The sequence below is a fragment of the Pseudomonas sp. MF08875 genome (genome assembly GCF_059862525.1).
The window spans coordinates 1-20,127 of the sequence record NZ_JCBCUW010000072.1; the positions used below are offsets into that span (position 1 = coordinate 1).

Consider the following 20,127-nt stretch of genomic DNA (forward strand, 5'->3'; position numbering starts at 1 on the left):
AAACGCTTCGACTTCAAATGCCCGATCGAGGTGATGGGCGAAGTGATGCAAGAAGCCGTGGTGATGCGGCATGATGCTCCCGCTTCAATTCAATAACCGTGTTGCACTCAGATCCTGCAACCGCCGTGATTCGACCTCTTGTCGCTCCAGCGAGTAGACTTCGTAGAGACGGGTGTAGTCGAGGTCTGTATCAAGCGCTATCTGATGTTGCTCGTATGTGATTTGAGAATCATCGTGGTCGATGAGGCAGATTGACGTGTTGAAAATCATTTCAATACCCCAGCAACCTGAACTGGGTTAGGTGCTCTTCGAGCAATGGCGACTCGATCAGGCTCTGCAACGTTCCGAAGTCGTGCTCTGGCTCGAACAGGTAGTAGTGAATGACCTCCATCAGACTCGCCCCATTTGAGTCGAGAACGGTCGTATTGAGTGGGTTGTAACGGCTCTTGATTTTGAATGCATTGATGCCCAGCTCGTTGCCCTCCTTTGAACGCACGACATAGACACTCTCTGCTGCAGTTGGGGCTTCGTAGAGGTGTGCCGCTACGTCATACGCCACTCGATAGACGTTCTTGACGACTGACTCGTTGTGAAGCGTGCAGAGGTACTCAGCAATGACGGGAGGTTGCTCGTAGTCATATGCTCCCCCCAAAGCCTGATCAACGTTGTGCTTTTCGAATGAGCTTATGGGTAGGTGGAGTGGAGCCGTAGGGTCTTCGTCAAATGAAATTGAGTAGTTGAATTGTTGGGTAACTTTTGAGTCGTCATCAAGATAGTCGATGAAATACGTGATTTTTTGATGTAATGTGTGCATGTCTAAAAATTATTGTTTATATAATTATACCATGCGTCAATTTGAGACTTTGCGTTATGCTAAAATATTTATGTGATATCATTGCGCAGTGATGCGTGTTCATTATTTGAATATTATTGTTTAGTAAAAGCCCCATTTCAGGGGTTTTTGTGCATTTTATTTTATCGTGAGTTCATCCAGTCCCTAAATTTTGCGAAAGTTTAAACTATTTGCTCTCGATGATTGCAATCAATGCCTCAATCTCAAATGCGATTTTCTTCATTCTGTTTTTTCTAATCCTCAACGCAAACAAAAAGCATAATCCAAAGACGAAGGAGCTTAACATAAATGACAGAAGCCATATTGTGCCAGCCGAGCTGGTTGCGGCTGGGTCTGTGAAAATACTAATTAGATTAAACGTAACAAATATTCCCATCAAAAAGAAAATGGTGGAAAGTAAGTTCGGAATAATAACGAATCGCTTCAACCCTTTGTTCGACCAAGCTAAGCGAAGCCCGTTAAATATTACCAGCCCGTAAAGGGCAGGAAAAATAGAGCAGACTGCTATGAGTGCGTAATAGGATTTGATTTCACTGAAGGATTTCAGTGCTTTGAATTTCTGTGTGCTGATTTGTAGCGCTGCGAGTGCTGTTTCTCTGTCGTTCATTTGCGATTAATTTTGTTGATGCTCTGATTATACCATTTAAGAAAGTGAAATTCGCTATCTAAGTGGATGTCTTATGTTGAGGTCTGATTATTTCCAGAGTCAGAATTTTTCCTGAATAATTTCATGCCGATGCCAAACTCGTGTCCACGCGTAGCAGCAGCTGTTGAATAGTCTTAAATGCGTTCAGCAAAAAAGGGCATTCGCCCTTTTCAAATAACGTCTTTTTTATGGCGAAGCTCAGCTTGCTCATAGTAGTTTGATGATTCATGCTTATCCCCAAAAGCAATGTGTTTGATGATGGTAAAGCTGCCCATGCTAATCCTGAAGATGGCCCATATATTGATTATCAGAATCAAGAAGATAATCACATAGACACTCGTCGCTTTCACAGCACCAACGATGCCATCGAATACGGGCAGTTGATGGTTCAAAGTCATCATTCGGTCGAGATCGAAAACCCTGTATGCGAAAAGCGTGTCGATAAACATCGGCCCGAATGTGAACAAAATGGCATAGCCCATTACCGACAGGAAGAACACAAGCAGGTCATCAAATGGCTCGAAGAAATCTGAGGTCTGACTCACTCCCTCATTTTTGAAAAGCAGAACAGCAAACGGGATGATTTTGATCGGCGCTGTGATGATGACTACGAGGAACGTGATGAACATGCCCAGCACACCCAGCGCTACGGTCATGGGTATCACGATAGTGAAAAATAGCCCTGCTCCCCATAGATAAACCGCTACGTGGTGCATCGTGTCTGCAAGCTCAGGAACAATGAACAGCGCCGCAAGTGCGTAGATCTCTTCGTTGCCCAGCGTCGAGCCATACTCCGTATACATGTCGTCTGTCTTCTCGTGTAGTGCAGCGATAGCGATAAGTGCTGCTTTGCTCATGCCCATCTTGGTTGTGATGTCGCCCACGAGCGCAGTGCCTTGCTTCACTGCAGCGCTTGCGGCTGCTTTGTCCACTGGGGTCTTCCGTGTGAGCTTCGCAGCTCTTGTCCCAGCTTCGAGATACGTTGCTGCTGCAAGGAAACGCTTACCTTGCATCTGCATGGTCTTGAAGACAGATGGGCAGTAGAACCCTGAGCCTTCGACATTGTTGGTGTTTGGGTTCTGGAGGCAGAAATTCGTTCTGACTATGCCCAAGAAGCCATCAGGGCCGATGGTCAAGGCGTCGTAGACGGCCTGCTTGTAGTCAGTGGAAATGACCTCTGAGCCGAACAGGTCAAAGCTATTCTCGAACCACCAGTCGTGGTCAAGGGTGTTTCGGATGTGCTCGTAAGGCACAGTGAAGGCGACGTTCCCGATTCGCAATGGCTCATACAGCCCTTCACTAATTGTGCTGTCGATGCTGAGGCTGTTGTATGTCAGATGCGCTTTCTCAATGAACGCGTCTGAGTCGTAGAACCTCGCCATGAAATTTTTGAACATCGTGAAGAAATTTGGGTGCTCGTAGAAGCTCTGGCCGAGATATTGCGCTGCATACGCTATCGCTGCCCCGCACACGTATTGACTGCTATCAGAGGCACACATGGTCTGCACGCACGCTTTCAAGCTCTCGTCAGCATCAGCATTTTTGAAGAAGCTCGTCCCTCCCGGTGTATTGACGCACAACTGAGGTGAACGGCTGGCTGGTAGCGACTGCTCATCAAGGTTTGGGTAGTGGTTTAGGCTTTCAGCAAGGCGCTTGCTGATGTTTTCAGAGGCTGCCCAAGCATAATCCCCGATCCCGGCTGCTGACATGGCGTTGAGGTTGTAGGAGCCTTCCTCCCCATCGACAAGCTTCGTCGTGTCGAACGGATCAAGCTCCTTACCTGCGAGGGGCTGAGCCTTGCTGGAGATGTTGCGTGCTACTGCATTCGCATCAGTCGCTGCAGCTGTGATGGCTTGCTTGGCGTTGTTAATAGCGTATTGCTTGAAGTCGATGAGGCCTTGGGTCTTCGCTTCGTCGATGAGCTGCTGATTGATTTTGAAGCTGATGCTGATCGAGCATTTGCCGACCTGCTTGTAACCCTTTACCTCATCATCGACGCTGAAAAAGTCGATCTGCGCCTTGCTGTCATCAGGGTATTCCGCTGAGCAGACGAAGAAATCAATCATGTTGTAGATTTCTTGGACCTTGCCATTCGTATAGACAGGAATCTTAATGGGAGGGTAGAGCATCACCGCCTTTTCGTTCGTCTCTGTGAGGTAGGTTTCGATAGCATGCAGCGTGGCGATGAAGAGAGGGCTGAGGATGAACGTCAAAGCCGAGATCTTGTTTTGGTTCCAGCTCTCGTTCTCTGATTCAGAGGCGGTCCGAATCACTGGCTTCAGCAGAAGCACGATAAAGAGAATGAGCAGGGTAAACGTGAACGTTTGCTGTCTGCTCGCTCTGCCGCTCACCACGTCTATGAGTCTCGTTAGAGACAGCCAGCCACCTACGGCTCCAAGGATCGCTACGAAAAGCCCAGCGACTCCCGCCACGGCTGCTGAGAATATGTTCGCTGCACCGCTGTTGAAGATGTTGTTTTTGCCGTAGCACTCTTCAATGATGGTCGAGTCGAAGGCAGGCCAGATCTTCATTTGTTGGGACAGGGAGCAGCCATAGAGCGCTTCGTTCAAGCCGTATACGGGATCTAAGCTTTTCTGGTCTTCGCTTTGCGATTGTTGAAGCTTGATTGAGCCGCCAAGCCCTTCACTCAGGAATTGAGATAGAGGCTGTGCGTACACATTCGTAGTGCTCAGAAGCAATACAAATGTGATAAATGCAAATATGTGTTTCATTACTGAATATGATTGTTTCTGTAATTATACCATTTGCACTTCTCCAATCAGGGGCTTAGTCGCCCCTTTTTCTGAAACTATTTCGTGCAAGCTCGAACGCTTTGTATCCCACTCCTTTTGTCGTTGCTGTGAGCATCCCCGGTAAGAAACCTCCGAGTAGGTTTGCGACAGCCGAGAACTTCCTGACTGAGCTGACGATATAGCTGATAAAAAAGAGGTTTGTGTTCAGCGGCGACAGTGCTGTTGCTATGAAATTCAGCGTTATGTAAAGGCAGGTTATGAGCAGGAAATACGTCATTGCTAAACGTATCATCATCATAGCGACAAACTGCATGAACTCTCCACCTATCAACGCCACGATAGAACCAATCAGAGCCTCAATAACTGGATAGAAGCTCTTCAATACGATATCAGAAAGCGTTATATAGCCGATGAATGCTATGCTCAGCACTAAGTGATGTGCGATGAGGAAGCCGAAGTATTTTGCTACGTTTTTACCCACGGCAACCATGTTGTTTGCATCGTTCAAGCGAAATAGCATGAGCAGCAGTGCTGGCATGAATAAGATAGTTATCAGCACGTAGTAAGAAAGAATCGTCCCCGCGAGCTGGAATGGTGCGAAAAGGAGGGCGGGGATAAGCACATACATTACAAGTCCAATGCTTATGAGCAGAGTGGAAATTGCATCAGTCAGTTCGCTAATCACATTCATGTATTGAGCAATTTTTCCAAAAACGCTTGTAAGCGCTTTAGATTCCTCCTTGACTTTCTTTCCGACCTGAGCCGTAGCATTATCTTTCACATTGAGGAAATTTTTGTTGCGCTCGTCACTGATACGGGCTGCTACTCCTGCCGCGAATTTTACTCCCATCGCCAGCTCTTTGAGCTGTATGCCTATTGTTGTTATGTTAGAGCCAAACATTGCGAGACATGATCCCGCATGGTTGCTCGAATTCATGCAGCGGTTATATGTCTTGCTCGGATTTTCAAGCGCGAGAATCGAAGCATTCTCATACGTCTCAGCTTGCTTGTTCTTGCCGCTGTTCTCAATGAGTAATGTCTGAGTCATAGCCTGTGCATCGAGCGTTGGCGAGCTATCCTCTTTCCACCCTGTCTGCATATACATTGTGCTAATGAACGCTCCCACGTTGAATGGATTGGCTTCTTCAGAATAGTTAGCATGCACTTTGAGCCATTTTTCATCGACACAGCCGCCCACGCATTTGCTTGTAATGAATGTGCCAAGGCTATTGTCATTAAAATTACTGAGGAAGTTTGATGAGAAAAGCTGATCATCACGATACTGATTGTAATCCTGCACCGCTCCCAAAAATCCTTGCTGGACGATGGACAGCCCCTTTGCATCAGAGTCAGGGTTTTGAAAAGCTTTGAGCAATGCGCCTTGAATCTTCAAGAGTCCTGTCTTATAAGCAAAAGCGATTTTTATCAACTCGCCGCTCAGCTCCACTTGATAGCTATAAGCGTCTTTTGCATCTCCCATCACTTTCCAGTCTGCCCCGACGCAATTGAAATCCCCAGTTCTGTGGGTCTTGATGAACTCCTTCGCTGTGAGTCTGTATCCCTCGCCGTCTGCACAGAGAGCGTGCATAGCGATAGTTGCAAGCTCGTCTGCCTTGCCACTGGTGTATAGCTCGTATGTCGTCTTCTCAAGCCAGTTAGATGTTAGGTTAGAAACATACATACTGAGCATTGACGTGAGAAACGCTTGATATTGCTGCGTGCTCGTGTCTGTGATGCAGCTCTGCACAATGTCATTCTTCAACTCAATAACATCGTTCTCTATGTTGTCTATGTCACTGCGTGTTGAATATTTCCTATCAAAGCCAATCGCAGCTAAGCATGTGTTCTGTTGAGCACCGCCATTTTTCACGTAGTTGAATACATAGGGGTCGGCAGAATAGGCAATGAGGCCGGGTGTTTCAGGATCTTCTACTTCAAATTTCAGCTTGTTCCCTTCACGTTTCACAATTTTTGAAATGGGAATCATGTTCTCGTAATTGTCTTGCTTGTTCTGATGCGCAAAGTTGCTGTAATACTGGCTGCTGCGACGAATCAATAACGAGTGCGTCAATGCAGACATTGTAAGGGCTTCGGCCCTATATTGGGTTTGCGGATGGTTGAACACCGAGTCATAAATGTCATCGTTCGTCTGTGTTTCGAGATTACCTCGCTGGAGCTGTGCAGCATTGCCTTGCCATAGCGGCTGATCCAACGCTACGCCTATGTTGTCGGCCCCAACGGCCAGATACTGGCCTGCTGAAAGATTGCCGATGGGAGTGAGCATGCAGATGCCGAATAGGCTGAACAGGCCGGACAGCACGAGTGAGTAGCGCTTGCCGGAACCCAAAGCCACGTCACCCTTCACCATCTCTATCATTAGCTTGACGAAGATGAATGCTGAGATTATCAAGCTCAAAAATAGAGAAAATTTGTAGAATGAGTTATTCGCAATAGAGAATGCAGCCTGATTTCTTTCATCAGCGAATCGCTGTGAATCTGTTTTCAGGTTTTTTTGTTCATCTACGAAGCTATCTCTGAGAAAAGCTCGGGCGTCGTCTCCAAGGAAGCTTTGCTTGATTTGCATGTAGACGTTTTGAGGGCACACAGTCATAGCATGCCCATCAATTAGCTTCGAGTTTTCAAGCAACCCGCATTTGCTCGTGTCTTTCATGCTTGTTGTTGCTGAATCTGCATATGCTGAGATAGTAAAAAGCATCAGCAGTGCTGGCAGTATATTTCTGAATGTCATCTTATCTATTATTGTTTTTGTAATTATACCATTCCAGTTTCTCTGTTTTAGCAGTTAAGATATGATTGGTTGTAAATATTTTCAGCTCGTTGTGATAGTGATAGAATTCAGCTCAGTCTCTGCATGCATCTGCAACCATTAACTCGTGAATTCGCTATCAATGAACATTTTCTTTTGTGCTGATTTCAAGTCGTCTGTCGTAGAGCTGTTCAAGAAATTCGATTTCGTCTATTTCGCTGAGATCAGCGAAGACGGGGTTTACTCGGCGCGTGTGCTGGGCAACGTGGATGACGACAAACCGGGTCTGCGTGTCCTCGTGGGGGATTTCAGCCTACGGGTGGTAGAGAAGGGCGGAGATGGCACGCTTTCTGTTCGGTTCAGAGACGTCAGCATCAACGTGGCGCACGGTGATGACTGTGCATCAGTGGCCTTCGCAGGTGGACATGCAGAGCTGTTCAGAGATGGAGATGAGCGGGTATGTGTGCTCTATGCGTCGAGCGCTGAGATTGAAGGTTCTATGAGTGCTGCAATGAAATCTGTGATGCGCAAAGCCCCAAAGGAATGGAAAAAATCCAAAAAATGACGACCGTTCGTCGGGTTTGGTCTGTTGTCCTTTGACTGTTTTTTGATCATTATTGGGCGATGCTCAGCGTTTTTCAGAAAAATACCAATTTAATTTCAGCTTAAAACCTTGAATTTAGTTTTAAAGATAGCCCCGTAAGCCCCGCCGTCTGGGGCTTTACGTGCTTTTCAGTGCCTCAGCGCATCACCTCGGAAATCAGAAAAACACCTATTTCAAATTCATGATTTTACTTTGAAGATTTTTATCGCAAGTTCTTGTTTTTTTGTGAGATTGACATCCAGAATCGTCGTGATAACGTTTGTCCCATCGAAACGCAGGCAGCGAATTTCGATTTCCTTTATCGCAGTGGCAATTGGGCCATTTTTTAAAATCAGTTTCGACACTGAATGCGATACTCAAAGTCTTAACGAGACTTTCAAATCAGCAATAGTGCTGATTAGCGCATGAATCCATGTCATGTCAATTCAAAAGTTTTTGGGTACTCTGAATTCTAACAGCGTCAAGTCCGTTACTCTTATGGCAGTTGATATGCAGATAGAAAATAAAATCTGTGATCAATTCGAATGTGGCGCGGATGGAAATTGTGAATTCAAAATATTTTTGAGTAATGACAAACCCGAATTTGTTATTATTGAAACGCCCACCTCATGCCCGGAAATTAGCTTTGTTAATAATGGAGTTGCCGGGCGTTATAGTATTATTGAGGTCCATTATTTAGAAAAAAGTGATTGCTTCGGTCTCACAACAGTTATTAAGAGAAAAAATGGATGGAAGGAATTTAACTTTATTGTTCAGTTTTTTAACTGATTATAATCTAAATGGGGGTACAAAAAATGATCGAATTGAAAGATTTTTTTCAGCAAGATTTTAAGCACGTCCGCATGGTTGATGATCACAGTGAGTGGCGTCTTCATGAGACACCTTCATATCTTCCTTGTGAATATTTTAATCATTCAAAGTGGGCGTGGGGTTATGAACATTTTGGATTTGTGCGTCACCTCAATAATGAATGGTATGCAGGTTTTTCGATTGTCATTCTAAATAGTGGATATGAACTTCGTTTGATCAGAAGACAGTGTTTTGAGTTCGATTCTGAACCGGGACACCACAGCGATGAATTATTTCCTCTTGAGAAATATGAGGTTCAGGAATTTGATGAATATTATATTCTGACGTTTTTTGAAGGTGGCGAATTTACACGGGATAGAAATGTTCTGAAATTTAAAATTACGAAATAGTAATAAATTTGGTTAAGAAGCAAGACTTTTTTAATCCTTGCTTTGCATCGCCAAGTTTCGATGGTTTTCAGTTTGTCCTTAGTTTTTCACAACAAATACGCTTCCTGCTTTGCATCACCAATCGGGGTGTTTAGAAAGTTTCGACACTTTCATGCAAAACCCAAAGCCTGAAATTGATTGGCTTTTCGCTCTGTCATGCAACACTAACCCGACAGGGATGATGACCCTCGCGTGATTTTCGTGAACTATATGGGAAGCAAAACTAAACTATTGAGCTTTATTGATTCTGTAGTAACTGATTGCGAAAGCAAAATCAGCTTGAAACGCAAAGCACGATTCACAGACCTCTTCGGAGGATCTGGAAAAGTCTCTGAGTTTTACAAAAATCGGTTCAACGTAACGGCTAACGATATTGAGTTCTACTCGTATGTCACGCTTAAGAATATTTTACAAGCTGACGCTGCTGTAGCTGCATCCGTGGATGGATATTTATATTTTCTGAATCATAGCATTGGTATTGAGGGATTTATCAATCAAAACTACTCCCCGGTCGGCGGACGTATGTTTTTTACAGAAATGAATTCTCAGCTTATAGATGCCGCCGTGACGCACGTTCAATATTTACGTTCGATCAAGGTTTTGAGCAAAAAGCAGTATTACTATCTGCTTGGGTGCATTCTCGAGGCGGCAAGCAAGGTCGCTAATACGGCTGGTCACACAGCCGGATATCTGAAGCGCATCTACCCGCGAGCAGAAAAGAGAATTGTTTTTGAGCATTTGAAATTGGCAGAGTTGAAAAACAAAAATAACAATGTCATCAGTATGGATGCGAGTTGTGCGATTGAGGAGCTGAGCGGAGATATTTTGTATCTTGATCCGCCTTATACATTTAACTACTCAAGAATGTATCACTTGCTCAATACCATCGTGAAAAACGATGAGCCTGAGATTACGGGGAGGGTCGGGCTGAGGAAGGATGTGAATAAGTCGCCATGGTCTGACTCTCGCAAAGCGAAAGTGGTGATGAACGATATTCTTGAAAAGGCTGATTTTCGTTATGTTATTATGAGCTATTCAAACGAGAGTCGAATGAGGCCAGAGGCGATAGCAGACATCTTCTCCGCTCATGGTAAATACTCATGCTTCACTCAGGAACATCCGCGCTACAGAGCTGCCAAGGCTGCGAACTCACCTGCATTTGTGACTGAGTATCTGCACGTCCTGAAAAAGAAAGTCTGATTTATCTTTGCACGCCAGATGGGGCTAATCGAGTTTCGATCACTCGGGTGCAAAACCAGCGGCTAAATAGCCTGCCACGCCGAAATCCGTCGGTGTGAGAGCACTCTTTACGATTAAGAATGTAGTCGTCGAGGTGCAAGATGGTGACGTGAATGAATTTTGAGAAGTTTATAAAAAAGCTTGTTAGTGGAAAACGTTCGTCAATAACGTTTGGTAAGGTGACTGACGATGGCAGTTCGCTGGTTAATGGTCCGATGACGTTCAGTGGCAAGAGCCTATTCTATTATGAGAATTTCGGTGCATCTTTCATTGAGCTGAAGCAAAAGCACGGCGAGTTGACACGAGGTTTTATATCAGAAAGGGCTTCATGGCTGACTATCCCGAGATCACAGTTGCCGATGGGGCGGAGACTAAAAGCTACACTGTCTTGGCTATATTTGAGCCAAAATCTTGGCAAAATAGTATTTGCCTTTCGGTCATTGATTACGACCTTGATCCAAAGGGATATTTGACGAAAAATGCAAGATCCCTGAACGCTGATATGTTCAGTTATACGGAGCTGGAGAGGTTGGGCATTACGATGTTGAGTTTCGAACTCAACACATAGGGATTTTATCTTCAACTAATCCATGAAACCGCCCCGAAGGGCGGCCTCTGACAGTTACATATGCTTGGCGCGGTAGTTGATTGCGATGCCTTCAGCCTCTGTTTTTTTATCGCGGTCAAGCACAGTGCCGCCTTTCTTGATGATCTCGTTGACGTGCATGCCGTCAAAATAAGCGCCGAGATCCTTCTTAATGTCCTCGTTGAAACCATGCTTGATGACCCATTCGTTCATCAGGTTAGGCACGGCAGCGGAGAGGTCTTTCTTCTGCTGCGGCGTGAGCTGGTCGCTCTGCTCAATGAAACGGCCTACGTCATCAATAGTCTTCGATTTCACGACAGGGCTATCATCGCCACCACAGCCAGCCAATACAGCGCTGATGCTGGCAGCTACCAGCAATTTAGTAATGTTTTTCATCATCATTCCCTGATTATGCAGAAGTAGATTGCTGATCCATATCAGCTAATTGCTTTTTAAAGTCGTCGATACGCTTTTGCGTCTGCTCAAGCTGGTTTTTCGCGCTGATCAGATTGCTCTCCGACCAGCGCTTCCAGCCTGCATCATCCAGTGTTTCAGCGACGGCAACCTTCTTGCCGGTGTCAGTGGCAGTGAGGATTTTGATGTTCACGGCCAGATCGTTCGGAGCGTATTTGTAAGCACTGGAATAGGAGATGTTGTAGGAAACGTGGTAGGTCGATCCGGGGGCGACGCCATTGCCTGCCACGTTCTCGAATGAGTCACGATTTACAACGTTTTCTGAGCCAGCAACGACGATTGTTTTGAAGAAGATCCGGTCAAACTGGACCTGAGATCCGTTCACCACGTCGAATTCTATGAACCGCTTGCGTGGCCCGTCAGATTTGAGAGAGATATTTTTGATTTCGACTTTGGAGTAGTCAGCCACGGCCTCAGCGTATGGCTGTTTCAGCGTTTCCGCTTCGCTGATTTGTGCCTCGATCTTCGGAATATTCTGCTCAAGCTGTGCGATGTTTTGTGTCAGTTGCAACCTGCGCTGACGTGCAAATTCCAGCTTCTGCTGACGAGCATTTTCTTCAATCTGCTTCTGACGCTGTGCTGCAAGTTCGTCCTGCGCTTTCTGCCATTGGGCCTGCAGAGTCGCTAATTCCTTCTCCCAATCGGCCTTCTCGCCGATCACATCAGATGCGGTTTTCCCGTCCATCAGCTTCAGGAATTCACGTTCGGTATTCTCATCAGCACTCGTGTCGATTTTCTTGCCACTTACACCGCTCATGAGCTGGTTGAAAATCGCTCCAACGTTCTGCTCTGGAGTGCGTCCGCCGTGGTTTTTCGCATACACGTAGTTTAGGCCGGTCTGGTAGGCCTCTTGAAATTTGACCTTCTCAACAGGATCCATGTCCTTTGAGACTTTCTCGACGCTTGCCTTCAAGATTGGCATGGAAGTGGCTTCGAGCTTTTCTTGGCACCCGGCCAGTAAGGATACGGAGCCGATGAGCACAGCAGTCGCTAATAGTTTTCGATTGAACAGCAGCATTTGGGTCCATCCACCACAGCTAAAAAGGATCCGGATCTTTTCATAGCCGCGTGGCTCAAAGCCAGCACTTTATTGGATCCCAGTTCCTATACGTTGGTCTGAGATGGGCGGGCCAGAGCCATCAAGATCAAGCCAGCATCACATCCCGTGTTGAGTGTGGATAGCTCTTGGCAGTGAGGGTAGAGTCTCAGTCTTGCGTCGATGATGAGGATCCGCGATGGAACTGGTGGTAAATGAAGAGCAGGTAGCAGAGAACCTTGCTGAGCTGGACCGTGCCAGAGCGATGGAAGATGGAGATGGGAAAATCTACCGGGATCTAATCAAGCGAGGGACGTGCTATCTGCCTTATCTCACTGATGCCGGAATTGCGTTCGCCCCATCCCGCTTCATCGGCTACGTGGGTAACAAGGTCCACAGTCACAGCTCGAACCGGGAAAAGCATGGTAGCGACACGAACATCGCGCTGAACAAAATCTATGGCTCATACCCCGCTTTGAATGAGAACCTGCAGCTTGCCTTTGAAAGCTTCTGTGTCTCGATTGGAGTGGCTCCGAGTAGGAAAGGCAGCTTCGGCGTCACTCGGAAATACTGGGTCACAGATGACGTTTCAGAGGTTATCGCAAAGGGGCAAGAGCAGCAGATATTGGTCGATCCGATGCTCACGGAAACGGAGAAAAGGCGGTTGATACTCGCTCGGGTGGGTCAGGGTGATTTCCGCAAAAAGCTCATCAACCATTGGGGGCAATGCGCAGCCACGGGATGCAGCCGGATCGACATTCTCAAAGCCTCTCACATCAAGCCGTGGAGAGAGTCGAGCAATACAGAACGTCTGGACCTTTACAACGGCTTGCTGCTGAATCCCAGCCTTGATGCCCTTTTCGACAAAGGTTATGTCTCGTTTGACGACGAGGGGGGAATCCTGATTTCGCCCTACCTGTCCGATGCTGACCGAGCAATCTTGAATTGCTCAGCAGATCTGAGTGTGGAACTTGCGCCTCAGCATCTCAAATACCTTGCGTGGCACAGAGAGCATTTGTATTGGGCTGAGATCGAGGTGTGATCGCTACGCCTCGCTGAACAAAGCGGCGTAGCTGCTCCACAGTGCTGTGAACTGCTCCCAGTCGGTTGCGCCGCTCGACACCTTGAATTTCAGAACCCCCGGCTGCCCCATCTCAATAGGCTTCGTCAGTATGTCGCTTGCAAGCTCATAGTGACTCATGAGCTTTTCATCAGTTGCGTCAAGCGGCGTAGGATAGCGTCCAGCCCATACCAATGCGTCTTGGTAGAAGGCCATGAGCTTCGCTTTTTCTTTGTTCAGAGGAAGGCCCAGCAAGCGATGCAGGTTGGCAAATTTGTGGCCTTTGAACTCGTCCGGTGCAAGCCCACGCTGAGCCAGCACAGCTTTCATGATGAGTTCGAGCGATAAGCCGCAAAGCATGTGATACACCGGCCAGCAAGCCACGGACATTCGATAACCTGGTGCGTAGCCCAGTTCTGCTGCGATGGCTGCATCCTGCGCTCCCATTGAGTGCCATAGCGCCCCTGCGGAGGCTTTCAAATCTGCTGCGCGGTTTCGCCAATGGTTCGGGTGGCTGCGGTCCTCTACGAGCGTAGGGCGTGATGCAAGCCAGCCTTGGTAGTCATCTTCCATGCGTCTCGATCTCGATCCGTAATCTCATTACGTTTAGAATCGCACGCGAATCAACCTGCGGGCAATCCGCCATCACTTGGTCAAAGGAGCTACCACCATGGATGAAGAACCAACGAAGCGTGACGGCGCTTATTACGATCATGCAGGGGGCCGTCATGCGTTCAAAATTGATGCAGAGATTGAGAACGTTAAGGAGGTTAATCGAAGGGAAGGCCGGGGGAAAAACTCACAAATATCGGAAGACAAATTTTTCTATACGGTTTTTTGTTTTATCCTGCTTTGGTTTGGTTTTTATAGTTATTTTTTCCTATTTGTAGAACGCCATTGGTATGGTTTTTACGGTGCTTTTGCATTCATCGCAATGTCTTACGTTTTTTATAAGATCGCGAATTTGCTACCATCTGCTCGAGCTAAGGTTTACAAATATATCATTCTGTCGTTTTTGGGTATGATTCCAGTCACTATATTTTTTCATGATTTTGTTAAGATGCTGGTTACGCTATTTTTCACTGGTATGCCAAATACCAACTTCTAATGAAAAGCCCCTGTTTTGGGGCTTTTTTGTTTCTATGTCCGGGAGAAAAAATAAAGCGATGGTGTGCTGTGTCGGTTTTTTAGTTTCTACAGGCTAAGTTTTTGTGTTAGTCGTAATTTTTGATTATTGAAAATGGTATAATTACGAGTAAGAACAAAATATAATTATCATGAGTCAAGATCTACAAGAAAAAGAAAAAAGCGGTGAAGTCGTTGATGGACAATACACGCAAGCCGCTATGCAGGCTGGGCAAGCAAAGCTCGATACAAAATTCACGAATGCCTTTCCAGTGGGGTCAGCGTTGAATGACGATGAATCTGCGCCTGAGCAAGCGAATGACCAAAGGGTAGAGCATAAGGAAAGCATTGATCACAAAACGCTTGAGCATCACCGCTACGACTATCGCAGTCGTGATTTGCCTACAGTGACATTTGGGGATGAACCATTCAAACCGGGCGATTACGTCGATGAGGTATTCGAGAAAAATAAGATAAGTGATGACTTGGGCGAAACGTTCAAAGAGGCTATTGAGCGCGTAGCCGAGAAAAATGGTCATAAAGCTAAATTTAAAACTACTCACTTTGCTATCAACGATGAGAGTAATCAGCCGTTTGTCAAAATCAGCCCAAACGGAACTGTTTCTGCGAGAACACGCGAAATAAATCATCCAGCATTCAATGAATATGTTGTCGCATCGACTGTGCATCGTTTTGTAAAAAACGAGAAGCCTATCTATATGTGGGTGAATGAAGCAAAAATGACTGGTGGGCAGAACGTTGAGCAGTTTTTCAGAACGCAGATCGAATCGCTCGAAGCAAATGGGATCGACATTGAAAGGCTTCGTATACAAAACAAGACCTATCAGTGGATTCTTGATGAGTACAAGCAGCCAAAAGCGACAGTTACGCAAGATGAAAAGCTGGTCCAAGATCTGCCTGAGAATGCACCTGCGGGCAAGCCAGCGGAGCAAAAAGCTCAGGATGTTGAGGCGCGTAAAGCACCAGACGTGACTGCATCTGAACCTGTTCAAGCTGGACCTGTTAACCCAGCCGTTGGAGCTGTAGAGCCTGCCAATGTCGAGCATTCTAAGCCAGATCCTGTCGGTGAAATGACCATCGAGCGAGCTTTGACGTTGAGCGAGCTTAGTGAAGCCTACCCAGTCAAATCACAGGCCGGTTACGACGAAGGCTTGGTTGATTCAGTGCATAAGGCTGAGTTAGGAAAACTGGCTCTCGAAAACCCCTATGAGAATATTGACTATCAGGCTTTGAGCCTTCATGAGCCAACGCCTGAGCCAGTTCCAGAGTCATTGCCTGTGATTCAGGTCGATGAGCTTGCTGACCTCGATAGCGATGAGCATGTCTCCATTTTCGACATTATCAAGGGTGAAAAGGCTAACCAGCCTGAACCTGATGAACCATTTATTGATGGTGATGAACTGCCAGACGCGACGGCACCAGATGTATCTGTCGATTCAGATCAGGAATTTTTCAAAAAGCTCGAAGCCTTCGACGTGGATTCAGTTGATTTTTCAGCCGCGAAGCCCCCAGCGGCTAACGCTCAGCAGATTGAAGACTCGTTCAGAATAAGCGCAATTGAAGACGACATTCGTAGTCAGCACAGACCAGCAAGAACAGTGAAATTCGGGAGGTAAGAAATGGAAAATTATAAACTCACAGATGAAATCCTCTTACCCTTGCTCGCGAAAGCAAGGGCTGAGAAAGTCAAAGAGCTGGACAGGGAGCGCAGCTTTGAATCTCCGTATGAATACGAATTGCAGTTAAGTGCATATCAGCGTGTCATGCGTGAGCTGAACAAAACATTAGCAAATACAAGATCAACTAACAGAGAGAGAAATGAACAAGATACTAAATAAAATCGCACAAATTATAAATCCAGCGGCGGAATTCGATGACCAGTCAGAAATCTACATCGATCCAAACCGCTACCGTCTTCCAGATGACCACGAATACAGAGAGACTGAGAGGGCTATCAAGCTCTCTGGTGACTCTCCATCAGCAACCGTGAGGTTCGAAAATGGATCTGTGGGCAAGCTTGAGCTTCCATGCCTCGTGGATGAGATCGACAGGCGATTCAGTCAGGACATCCGAGCCGTGGCACAGAAGCATTATTGCAACATCGTTCAAGACCCCGTTGAAAAGACCATCCTTATCAAGAAGGGGAGGGAAGAGCTGATCAAAATGGACTATGACGGCAATTTCGACGTGCTGAAAAAAGACGTTCAGCAGCAGTATTTTAAAGCCGTGCTGAATGATTACGTCATGCTACTCTCGAAGCGCTTCGAGTCCCGACCTGAGTCCATACGCCTCAACCTCTCTTCTGACTTGCCTGATGCTTCAAAGAAGATGCTCATCGAAACCCTCACAGATGGGTTTATCAAGCATGGCATAGACACGAACAGAATCAGGCTCAGCGACGAATACAGAACGCTGATGAACAGACACATCAGAGAAACACGCCCTGAGATCTACGTTCCCGGCAGTGCTGTGCGAGTGAAGCAGGACGAGTTCGGTAACATGGTGCCCGCGCATGGGCCGCTCAGCGATGAGCAGAAGCGCCTATTCGACACCGGGTCAAGGTTACTCAAATTCGCTATCGACAACACTGCTTTTGCAGTCGAAAAGGTGCAGAAGGGGATTGGCGAGCACCACAACATCAGAATCGAGTTTGACGAGGCGTGCAGGCATGTGACGTTCAGTAACTACCTCAAGGCAGGTAGGGAGGAGGTGACGTTTAAGCTCGACTCACTCGAAAACGGGAAGAGGATATTCGAGAACAGCGCACCTCCAACGGTGCTCAGCGAAGCGTATGGATCGGTAGACGAGAACTACAAGCCCAAGCCGTCCGGCAGGAAGCGTGCGGGGTATGCGCCATGATTCAGTTCATACTGAAATACCTCTGGCCGAAATGGCCAGCAAGGAAGGTCGATCCGCTCAGTGAGAACGAACAATTCAGAGAGTCGATTCGAGAGAGAGCTGTGGCTGCTTTTGTGCGTGGTGCTCTTGCATTGCCACTCTACGTTGAGAAGCCGAACGCTGGTGATGAGCTATTCAAGCGCCGTGTCATAGCGTTGGGTCGCGGGTTTCACATACTTGATGCGGAGCTATTGCCAGCCGGGGGATTACTTCGTGAATCGCTTTACCAGATCGCGAAAGAATTCGAAATTGGTCTGACGGATCAGGCGGCTGCGGTGATTGATGCTGTGCTGCAGGACGAAGCGCTTGAGCGTGTAATTGCGAAGACGCTACGCCAGTTCCACACGAGCCTCGGTGATGACATGAAGGCGATGAGCATGGATGAGCTACGTGAAGCTGCTCAGAAGCCTCTCAAAAGCCGTTTGACGGCCTCTGTGTCGAAGCATCTGATCGAGCATGGTCTGATCGTCGCGCACCTTGCACGCAACGAGGGAATCAAGCTCAACGTGCCAGATGTGAAGAATCTGCTGGACAAGGATCTGGTGGACAAGCCCGTATTCGAATACCTCTACGTGTCCACCTGCAACCGCTACAAGCCGCACTGAGCTGCTTAGAAGATCAGTTCATCCTCGTCGTCAGCCACACCCGGTTGAGGCACGTCGTCTTCCTCGGTTGACTCGGCTTCGTCAGGAGCTTTCTCCACGTTGCCCACGGCTTCACTCTTGTCCTGCAAATCTCGCACATAGTCATGAAGAATGCCTTTTATCGCATCTGCTTCTGCGAGCAGCATCGCAATGTCTAATGTGTTCATCGATCTGAATTTCTTCTCTGAAATTCCCTTCTTAAGCATGTTCTTTTCGAGCAGCATGAGATTACTCAGATACCTTTCATTCTCAGTAGGATTGAAAAGAGTGAGCGGGAAGACTGAATAGCCTTCGTCAAGAATTTTCGCGAAAATCATAAACTCTCGCCAGCCCGTGCAGAACTCGAATTCAAAAGGCGGTTTGCCGAGATAGTCGATAATCATTTTCTGGATTATTGATGGGGAGACTTGTGCATCGAGATCGAGATTTTGAATGTGCTCTTCAATTTTTTCAGTCAAAGCATATGAATGCTGTTGGCAGTCAACGCGAGCGACAGAGAGACGTTGATGGTAGGGTATTATTGAGTTCATATTATTGTGATTAGTTGTTTCTACGATTATACCATTTGGGTTAAAGCTTTGAGACTGTTAGCCGATACATAGCTTTGAATTGTCAGGCTCCTTAGCTCAGCGGATGATTGGTCGATGAAAGCAATACTACGAAAATGTATGCAGGAAGATTTGAGTTACGTTTCTGGTGTGTTGGAGAACTATGCGTCTCTGACCAACGATTCTCGTCGCAAAGAACTGCTTGCTCAGGCAGAGAAGAGTTCGTCTGCAAGAGACGAGCTGATAGAGCTGATGGATAAACAGATTCGTTATTTTGGGTCGTCTGACCTTGCGTATTTTGCCCGCTCGCTGTTCAACAGCGATGGCGGCGTATCCGCAAACGAAATGATTTCTGACGTGTGTGAAAAGTCGAAGGTGAAAATCAAGCTGGGTGGCTCAGTTGAGTCCCGCTTGGAGAAGCTTGTTACTGCGGTCGTAGAGAAGGAGCTTCTGAGCAAATCTCCAGAAGAGCTTGCCAAAGCTTTCAAAGACATGGGGATCGAAGACATCGACCGTGAGAAGGTCATGGAGCATCTGAAAAGCAACGGCAAGATGGCTATCCTGCCCATCATCTTTCAGATTCTTGGCCCCAAGGTCGCGCTCGGCATCATCGAGGTCATCATTATCAGCATCATCGCCCAAATCGTGGGGCGTGAGGCTGCGAAGGTGCTGGTGAAAGAAATCGTCAAGCGTAACCCTTGGCTGAATGCCCTTGGCCCGTGGATGTGGGGGTTGTCTGCTGCGTGGCTCGCATTCGACGTGCAAGGCCCGGCTTACCGTAAGACAGTTCCTATCTGCCTATACCTTGGGGTAGTGGGGCTGCGTGATGGTCCTGAGACACCTATCACCGATCTGGCTGAAACCACTGATTAAGTGTCTGGCATGGGGCTGGTGGGCAAATCATCAGCCTTAGCCCAAGGTAGAAATTGGAGCCAATTCTGCTTGTATAGCTGACCGTTTCGATCAAAAATCCCGCGTTCAAAAATGGAGTGAACGTGTATGAGATGGAAAGCGCTTTGCTTACTCGCAATATCCCTGTCTGCAACCCAGTCTTTCGCTGATTCCAGCCACCATTTCGAAGACTCGCCAGCCAAGCCCATTGCTCCCAAAGCCCTGAAATACGTGCTGGGCGGCGCAAACGACCAGATCCGTGCGAAGTTCGAGTTTGTGCGCAAGGGCGTTCAGAAGCCCAATTTCGGCGGACACTACGTGTTCAGCAGCTACGGTTGCGGCACTGGCTGCACGGCTTCCGGCATCGTCGATCTGAACACCGGGGTTGTCTACCGAGCACCTTTCAACGAAGAGCTGAGCAACGATGCATTCGAACGGTTCGGCGTTAAAGAGGCGTATCGAGCTGACAGCAACGTATTTTTCTTCTCGAACTATCGCTATCTGAAAGCTGGCTCGCCTGAGATGAGTCAGGAAAACGGTGTGGCGGTGTGGGACGAATCCAAGAAGCAGTTCGAGGTTATCGAAAAGCGTAAGCCATACAAAATGCCAATGTAACTGAGGGCGGCCGCAAAAACTGAGTGCAACACCTGACCTTTCCGGTACGGTGCTGCCACTATGTCCTATCACGAACTCAGTATCCCCGAACGTGCGACCCTTCAACTCGGCCTTGCCCAAGGTTTCAGC

General features: G+C 47.2%; 21 protein-coding genes. 13 read left to right on the forward strand and 8 right to left on the reverse strand.

Going from position 1 to position 20,127, the window contains the following annotated elements:
- Positions 1-271: 271 nt before the first annotated feature.
- The 4 genes from AC19YT_RS26305 to AC19YT_RS26320 all read right to left on the reverse strand — a co-directional run bounded on the left by AC19YT_RS26305 (position 272) and on the right by AC19YT_RS26320 (position 6,923).
- Entirely contained in the window at positions 272-814 is a 543-nt protein-coding gene (locus AC19YT_RS26305) for a hypothetical protein (protein WP_044272810.1), read from the reverse strand.
- Positions 815-1,019: 205 nt separating this feature from the next.
- The gene (locus tag AC19YT_RS26310) at positions 1,020-1,460 is read right to left on the reverse strand and encodes a hypothetical protein (RefSeq protein ID WP_044272811.1); all 441 of its coding nucleotides are present in this window, start codon (positions 1,458-1,460) and stop codon (positions 1,020-1,022) included.
- A gap of 209 nt (positions 1,461-1,669) precedes the next feature.
- Positions 1,670-4,231, reverse strand: a complete 2,562-nt coding sequence (locus tag AC19YT_RS26315; RefSeq protein WP_044272812.1) for a hypothetical protein — start codon at positions 4,229-4,231, stop codon at positions 1,670-1,672.
- 55 nt (positions 4,232-4,286) lie between these two features.
- Positions 4,287-6,923: a hypothetical protein gene (locus AC19YT_RS26320; protein ID WP_152641139.1), complete on the reverse strand. Its 2,637-nt coding sequence runs from the start codon at positions 6,921-6,923 to the stop codon at positions 4,287-4,289.
- A 238-nt stretch (positions 6,924-7,161) separates the two neighbouring features.
- Between AC19YT_RS26320 and AC19YT_RS26325 the strand changes: the two genes are divergently transcribed.
- From AC19YT_RS26325 to AC19YT_RS26345, 5 genes are all read left to right on the forward strand, one after another.
- A complete protein-coding gene (locus tag AC19YT_RS26325; RefSeq protein ID WP_044272814.1) occupies positions 7,162-7,584 on the forward strand; it encodes a hypothetical protein in 423 nt (140 codons plus the stop codon).
- Positions 7,585-8,040: 456 nt separating this feature from the next.
- The gene (locus AC19YT_RS26330; RefSeq protein ID WP_152641140.1) at positions 8,041-8,391 is read left to right on the forward strand and encodes a hypothetical protein; all 351 of its coding nucleotides are present in this window, start codon (positions 8,041-8,043) and stop codon (positions 8,389-8,391) included.
- Positions 8,392-8,417: 26 nt separating this feature from the next.
- The gene (locus tag AC19YT_RS26335; protein WP_152641141.1) at positions 8,418-8,822 is read left to right on the forward strand and encodes a hypothetical protein; all 405 of its coding nucleotides are present in this window, start codon (positions 8,418-8,420) and stop codon (positions 8,820-8,822) included.
- A 231-nt stretch (positions 8,823-9,053) separates the two neighbouring features.
- Positions 9,054-10,061 carry a DNA adenine methylase gene (locus tag AC19YT_RS26340; RefSeq protein ID WP_052439780.1) on the forward strand — a complete coding sequence of 336 codons (1,008 nt, stop codon included), beginning with the start codon at positions 9,054-9,056 and terminating at the stop codon, positions 10,059-10,061.
- A 367-nt stretch (positions 10,062-10,428) separates the two neighbouring features.
- Complete coding sequence (locus AC19YT_RS26345) at positions 10,429-10,668, forward strand: hypothetical protein (RefSeq protein ID WP_044272815.1); 240 nt, start codon at positions 10,429-10,431, stop codon at positions 10,666-10,668.
- Positions 10,669-10,722: 54 nt separating this feature from the next.
- On the opposite strand, the gene AC19YT_RS26350 is transcribed toward AC19YT_RS26345, so the two are convergent.
- Positions 10,723-11,082, reverse strand: a complete 360-nt coding sequence (locus tag AC19YT_RS26350; RefSeq protein ID WP_152641142.1) for a hypothetical protein — start codon at positions 11,080-11,082, stop codon at positions 10,723-10,725.
- A 13-nt stretch (positions 11,083-11,095) separates the two neighbouring features.
- Positions 11,096-12,178 carry a hypothetical protein gene (locus AC19YT_RS26355; RefSeq protein WP_044272817.1) on the reverse strand — a complete coding sequence of 361 codons (1,083 nt, stop codon included), beginning with the start codon at positions 12,176-12,178 and terminating at the stop codon, positions 11,096-11,098.
- A gap of 217 nt (positions 12,179-12,395) precedes the next feature.
- Here AC19YT_RS26355 and AC19YT_RS26360 point away from each other — a divergent pair, with 217 nt between their 5' ends.
- Complete coding sequence (locus AC19YT_RS26360) at positions 12,396-13,238, forward strand: HNH endonuclease (protein WP_044272818.1); 843 nt, start codon at positions 12,396-12,398, stop codon at positions 13,236-13,238.
- 3 nt (positions 13,239-13,241) lie between these two features.
- On the opposite strand, the gene AC19YT_RS26365 is transcribed toward AC19YT_RS26360, so the two are convergent.
- Positions 13,242-13,829, reverse strand: coding sequence for a hypothetical protein (locus AC19YT_RS26365; RefSeq protein ID WP_044272819.1), 588 nt, complete (start codon positions 13,827-13,829; stop codon positions 13,242-13,244).
- A gap of 97 nt (positions 13,830-13,926) precedes the next feature.
- Between AC19YT_RS26365 and AC19YT_RS26370 the strand changes: the two genes are divergently transcribed.
- From AC19YT_RS26370 to AC19YT_RS26390, 5 genes are all read left to right on the forward strand, one after another.
- Positions 13,927-14,364, forward strand: a complete 438-nt coding sequence (locus AC19YT_RS26370) for a hypothetical protein (protein ID WP_044272820.1) — start codon at positions 13,927-13,929, stop codon at positions 14,362-14,364.
- A gap of 169 nt (positions 14,365-14,533) precedes the next feature.
- Positions 14,534-16,018 carry a hypothetical protein gene (locus AC19YT_RS26375; protein WP_152641143.1) on the forward strand — a complete coding sequence of 495 codons (1,485 nt, stop codon included), beginning with the start codon at positions 14,534-14,536 and terminating at the stop codon, positions 16,016-16,018.
- A gap of 3 nt (positions 16,019-16,021) precedes the next feature.
- On the forward strand, positions 16,022-16,240 hold the full coding sequence (locus tag AC19YT_RS26380; RefSeq protein WP_152641144.1) for a hypothetical protein: 219 nt from the start codon (positions 16,022-16,024) through the stop codon (positions 16,238-16,240).
- On the forward strand, positions 16,221-17,261 hold the full coding sequence (locus tag AC19YT_RS26385) for a hypothetical protein (protein WP_044272823.1): 1,041 nt from the start codon (positions 16,221-16,223) through the stop codon (positions 17,259-17,261). The genes AC19YT_RS26380 and AC19YT_RS26385 overlap by 20 nt, the downstream gene beginning before the upstream one ends.
- Positions 17,258-17,905 (forward strand): hypothetical protein, encoded by a 648-nt coding sequence (locus AC19YT_RS26390; RefSeq protein ID WP_044272824.1) that lies wholly within the window; start codon positions 17,258-17,260, stop codon positions 17,903-17,905. The genes AC19YT_RS26385 and AC19YT_RS26390 overlap by 4 nt, the downstream gene beginning before the upstream one ends.
- A gap of 5 nt (positions 17,906-17,910) precedes the next feature.
- Here AC19YT_RS26390 and AC19YT_RS26395 read toward each other — a convergent pair whose 3' ends face one another.
- Positions 17,911-18,402: a hypothetical protein gene (locus AC19YT_RS26395; protein WP_152641145.1), complete on the reverse strand. Its 492-nt coding sequence runs from the start codon at positions 18,400-18,402 to the stop codon at positions 17,911-17,913.
- Between the two features lie 210 nt (positions 18,403-18,612).
- Between AC19YT_RS26395 and AC19YT_RS26400 the strand changes: the two genes are divergently transcribed.
- Together AC19YT_RS26400 and AC19YT_RS26405 are read left to right on the forward strand one after the other, a co-directional pair.
- Positions 18,613-19,365: a hypothetical protein gene (locus AC19YT_RS26400; RefSeq protein ID WP_200888190.1), complete on the forward strand. Its 753-nt coding sequence runs from the start codon at positions 18,613-18,615 to the stop codon at positions 19,363-19,365.
- A 126-nt stretch (positions 19,366-19,491) separates the two neighbouring features.
- Positions 19,492-19,998: a hypothetical protein gene (locus tag AC19YT_RS26405; protein WP_044272827.1), complete on the forward strand. Its 507-nt coding sequence runs from the start codon at positions 19,492-19,494 to the stop codon at positions 19,996-19,998.
- Positions 19,999-20,127 lie beyond the last annotated feature (129 nt).

What these genes read in the sequence shown, in the direction of transcription:
- AC19YT_RS26305 (WP_044272810.1), bottom strand. Translation starts at nt 814, where the DNA reads ATGCACACATTACATCAAAAAATCACGTATTTCATCGACTATCTTGAT.
- AC19YT_RS26310 (WP_044272811.1), bottom strand. Translation starts at nt 1,460, where the DNA reads ATGAACGACAGAGAAACAGCACTCGCAGCGCTACAAATCAGCACACAG.
- AC19YT_RS26315 (WP_044272812.1), bottom strand. Translation starts at nt 4,231, where the DNA reads ATGAAACACATATTTGCATTTATCACATTTGTATTGCTTCTGAGCACT.
- AC19YT_RS26320 (WP_152641139.1), bottom strand. Translation starts at nt 6,923, where the DNA reads ATGAAAGACACGAGCAAATGCGGGTTGCTTGAAAACTCGAAGCTAATT.
- AC19YT_RS26325 (WP_044272814.1), top strand. Translation starts at nt 7,162, where the DNA reads ATGAACATTTTCTTTTGTGCTGATTTCAAGTCGTCTGTCGTAGAGCTG.
- AC19YT_RS26330 (WP_152641140.1), top strand. Translation starts at nt 8,041, where the DNA reads ATGTCAATTCAAAAGTTTTTGGGTACTCTGAATTCTAACAGCGTCAAG.
- AC19YT_RS26335 (WP_152641141.1), top strand. Translation starts at nt 8,418, where the DNA reads ATGATCGAATTGAAAGATTTTTTTCAGCAAGATTTTAAGCACGTCCGC.
- AC19YT_RS26345 (WP_044272815.1), top strand. Translation starts at nt 10,429, where the DNA reads ATGGCTGACTATCCCGAGATCACAGTTGCCGATGGGGCGGAGACTAAA.
- AC19YT_RS26350 (WP_152641142.1), bottom strand. Translation starts at nt 11,082, where the DNA reads ATGAAAAACATTACTAAATTGCTGGTAGCTGCCAGCATCAGCGCTGTA.
- AC19YT_RS26355 (WP_044272817.1), bottom strand. Translation starts at nt 12,178, where the DNA reads ATGCTGCTGTTCAATCGAAAACTATTAGCGACTGCTGTGCTCATCGGC.
- AC19YT_RS26360 (WP_044272818.1), top strand. Translation starts at nt 12,396, where the DNA reads ATGGAACTGGTGGTAAATGAAGAGCAGGTAGCAGAGAACCTTGCTGAG.
- AC19YT_RS26365 (WP_044272819.1), bottom strand. Translation starts at nt 13,829, where the DNA reads ATGGAAGATGACTACCAAGGCTGGCTTGCATCACGCCCTACGCTCGTA.
- AC19YT_RS26370 (WP_044272820.1), top strand. Translation starts at nt 13,927, where the DNA reads ATGGATGAAGAACCAACGAAGCGTGACGGCGCTTATTACGATCATGCA.
- AC19YT_RS26375 (WP_152641143.1), top strand. Translation starts at nt 14,534, where the DNA reads ATGAGTCAAGATCTACAAGAAAAAGAAAAAAGCGGTGAAGTCGTTGAT.
- AC19YT_RS26380 (WP_152641144.1), top strand. Translation starts at nt 16,022, where the DNA reads ATGGAAAATTATAAACTCACAGATGAAATCCTCTTACCCTTGCTCGCG.
- AC19YT_RS26385 (WP_044272823.1), top strand. Translation starts at nt 16,221, where the DNA reads ATGAACAAGATACTAAATAAAATCGCACAAATTATAAATCCAGCGGCG.
- AC19YT_RS26390 (WP_044272824.1), top strand. Translation starts at nt 17,258, where the DNA reads ATGATTCAGTTCATACTGAAATACCTCTGGCCGAAATGGCCAGCAAGG.
- AC19YT_RS26400 (WP_200888190.1), top strand. Translation starts at nt 18,613, where the DNA reads ATGCAGGAAGATTTGAGTTACGTTTCTGGTGTGTTGGAGAACTATGCG.
- AC19YT_RS26405 (WP_044272827.1), top strand. Translation starts at nt 19,492, where the DNA reads ATGAGATGGAAAGCGCTTTGCTTACTCGCAATATCCCTGTCTGCAACC.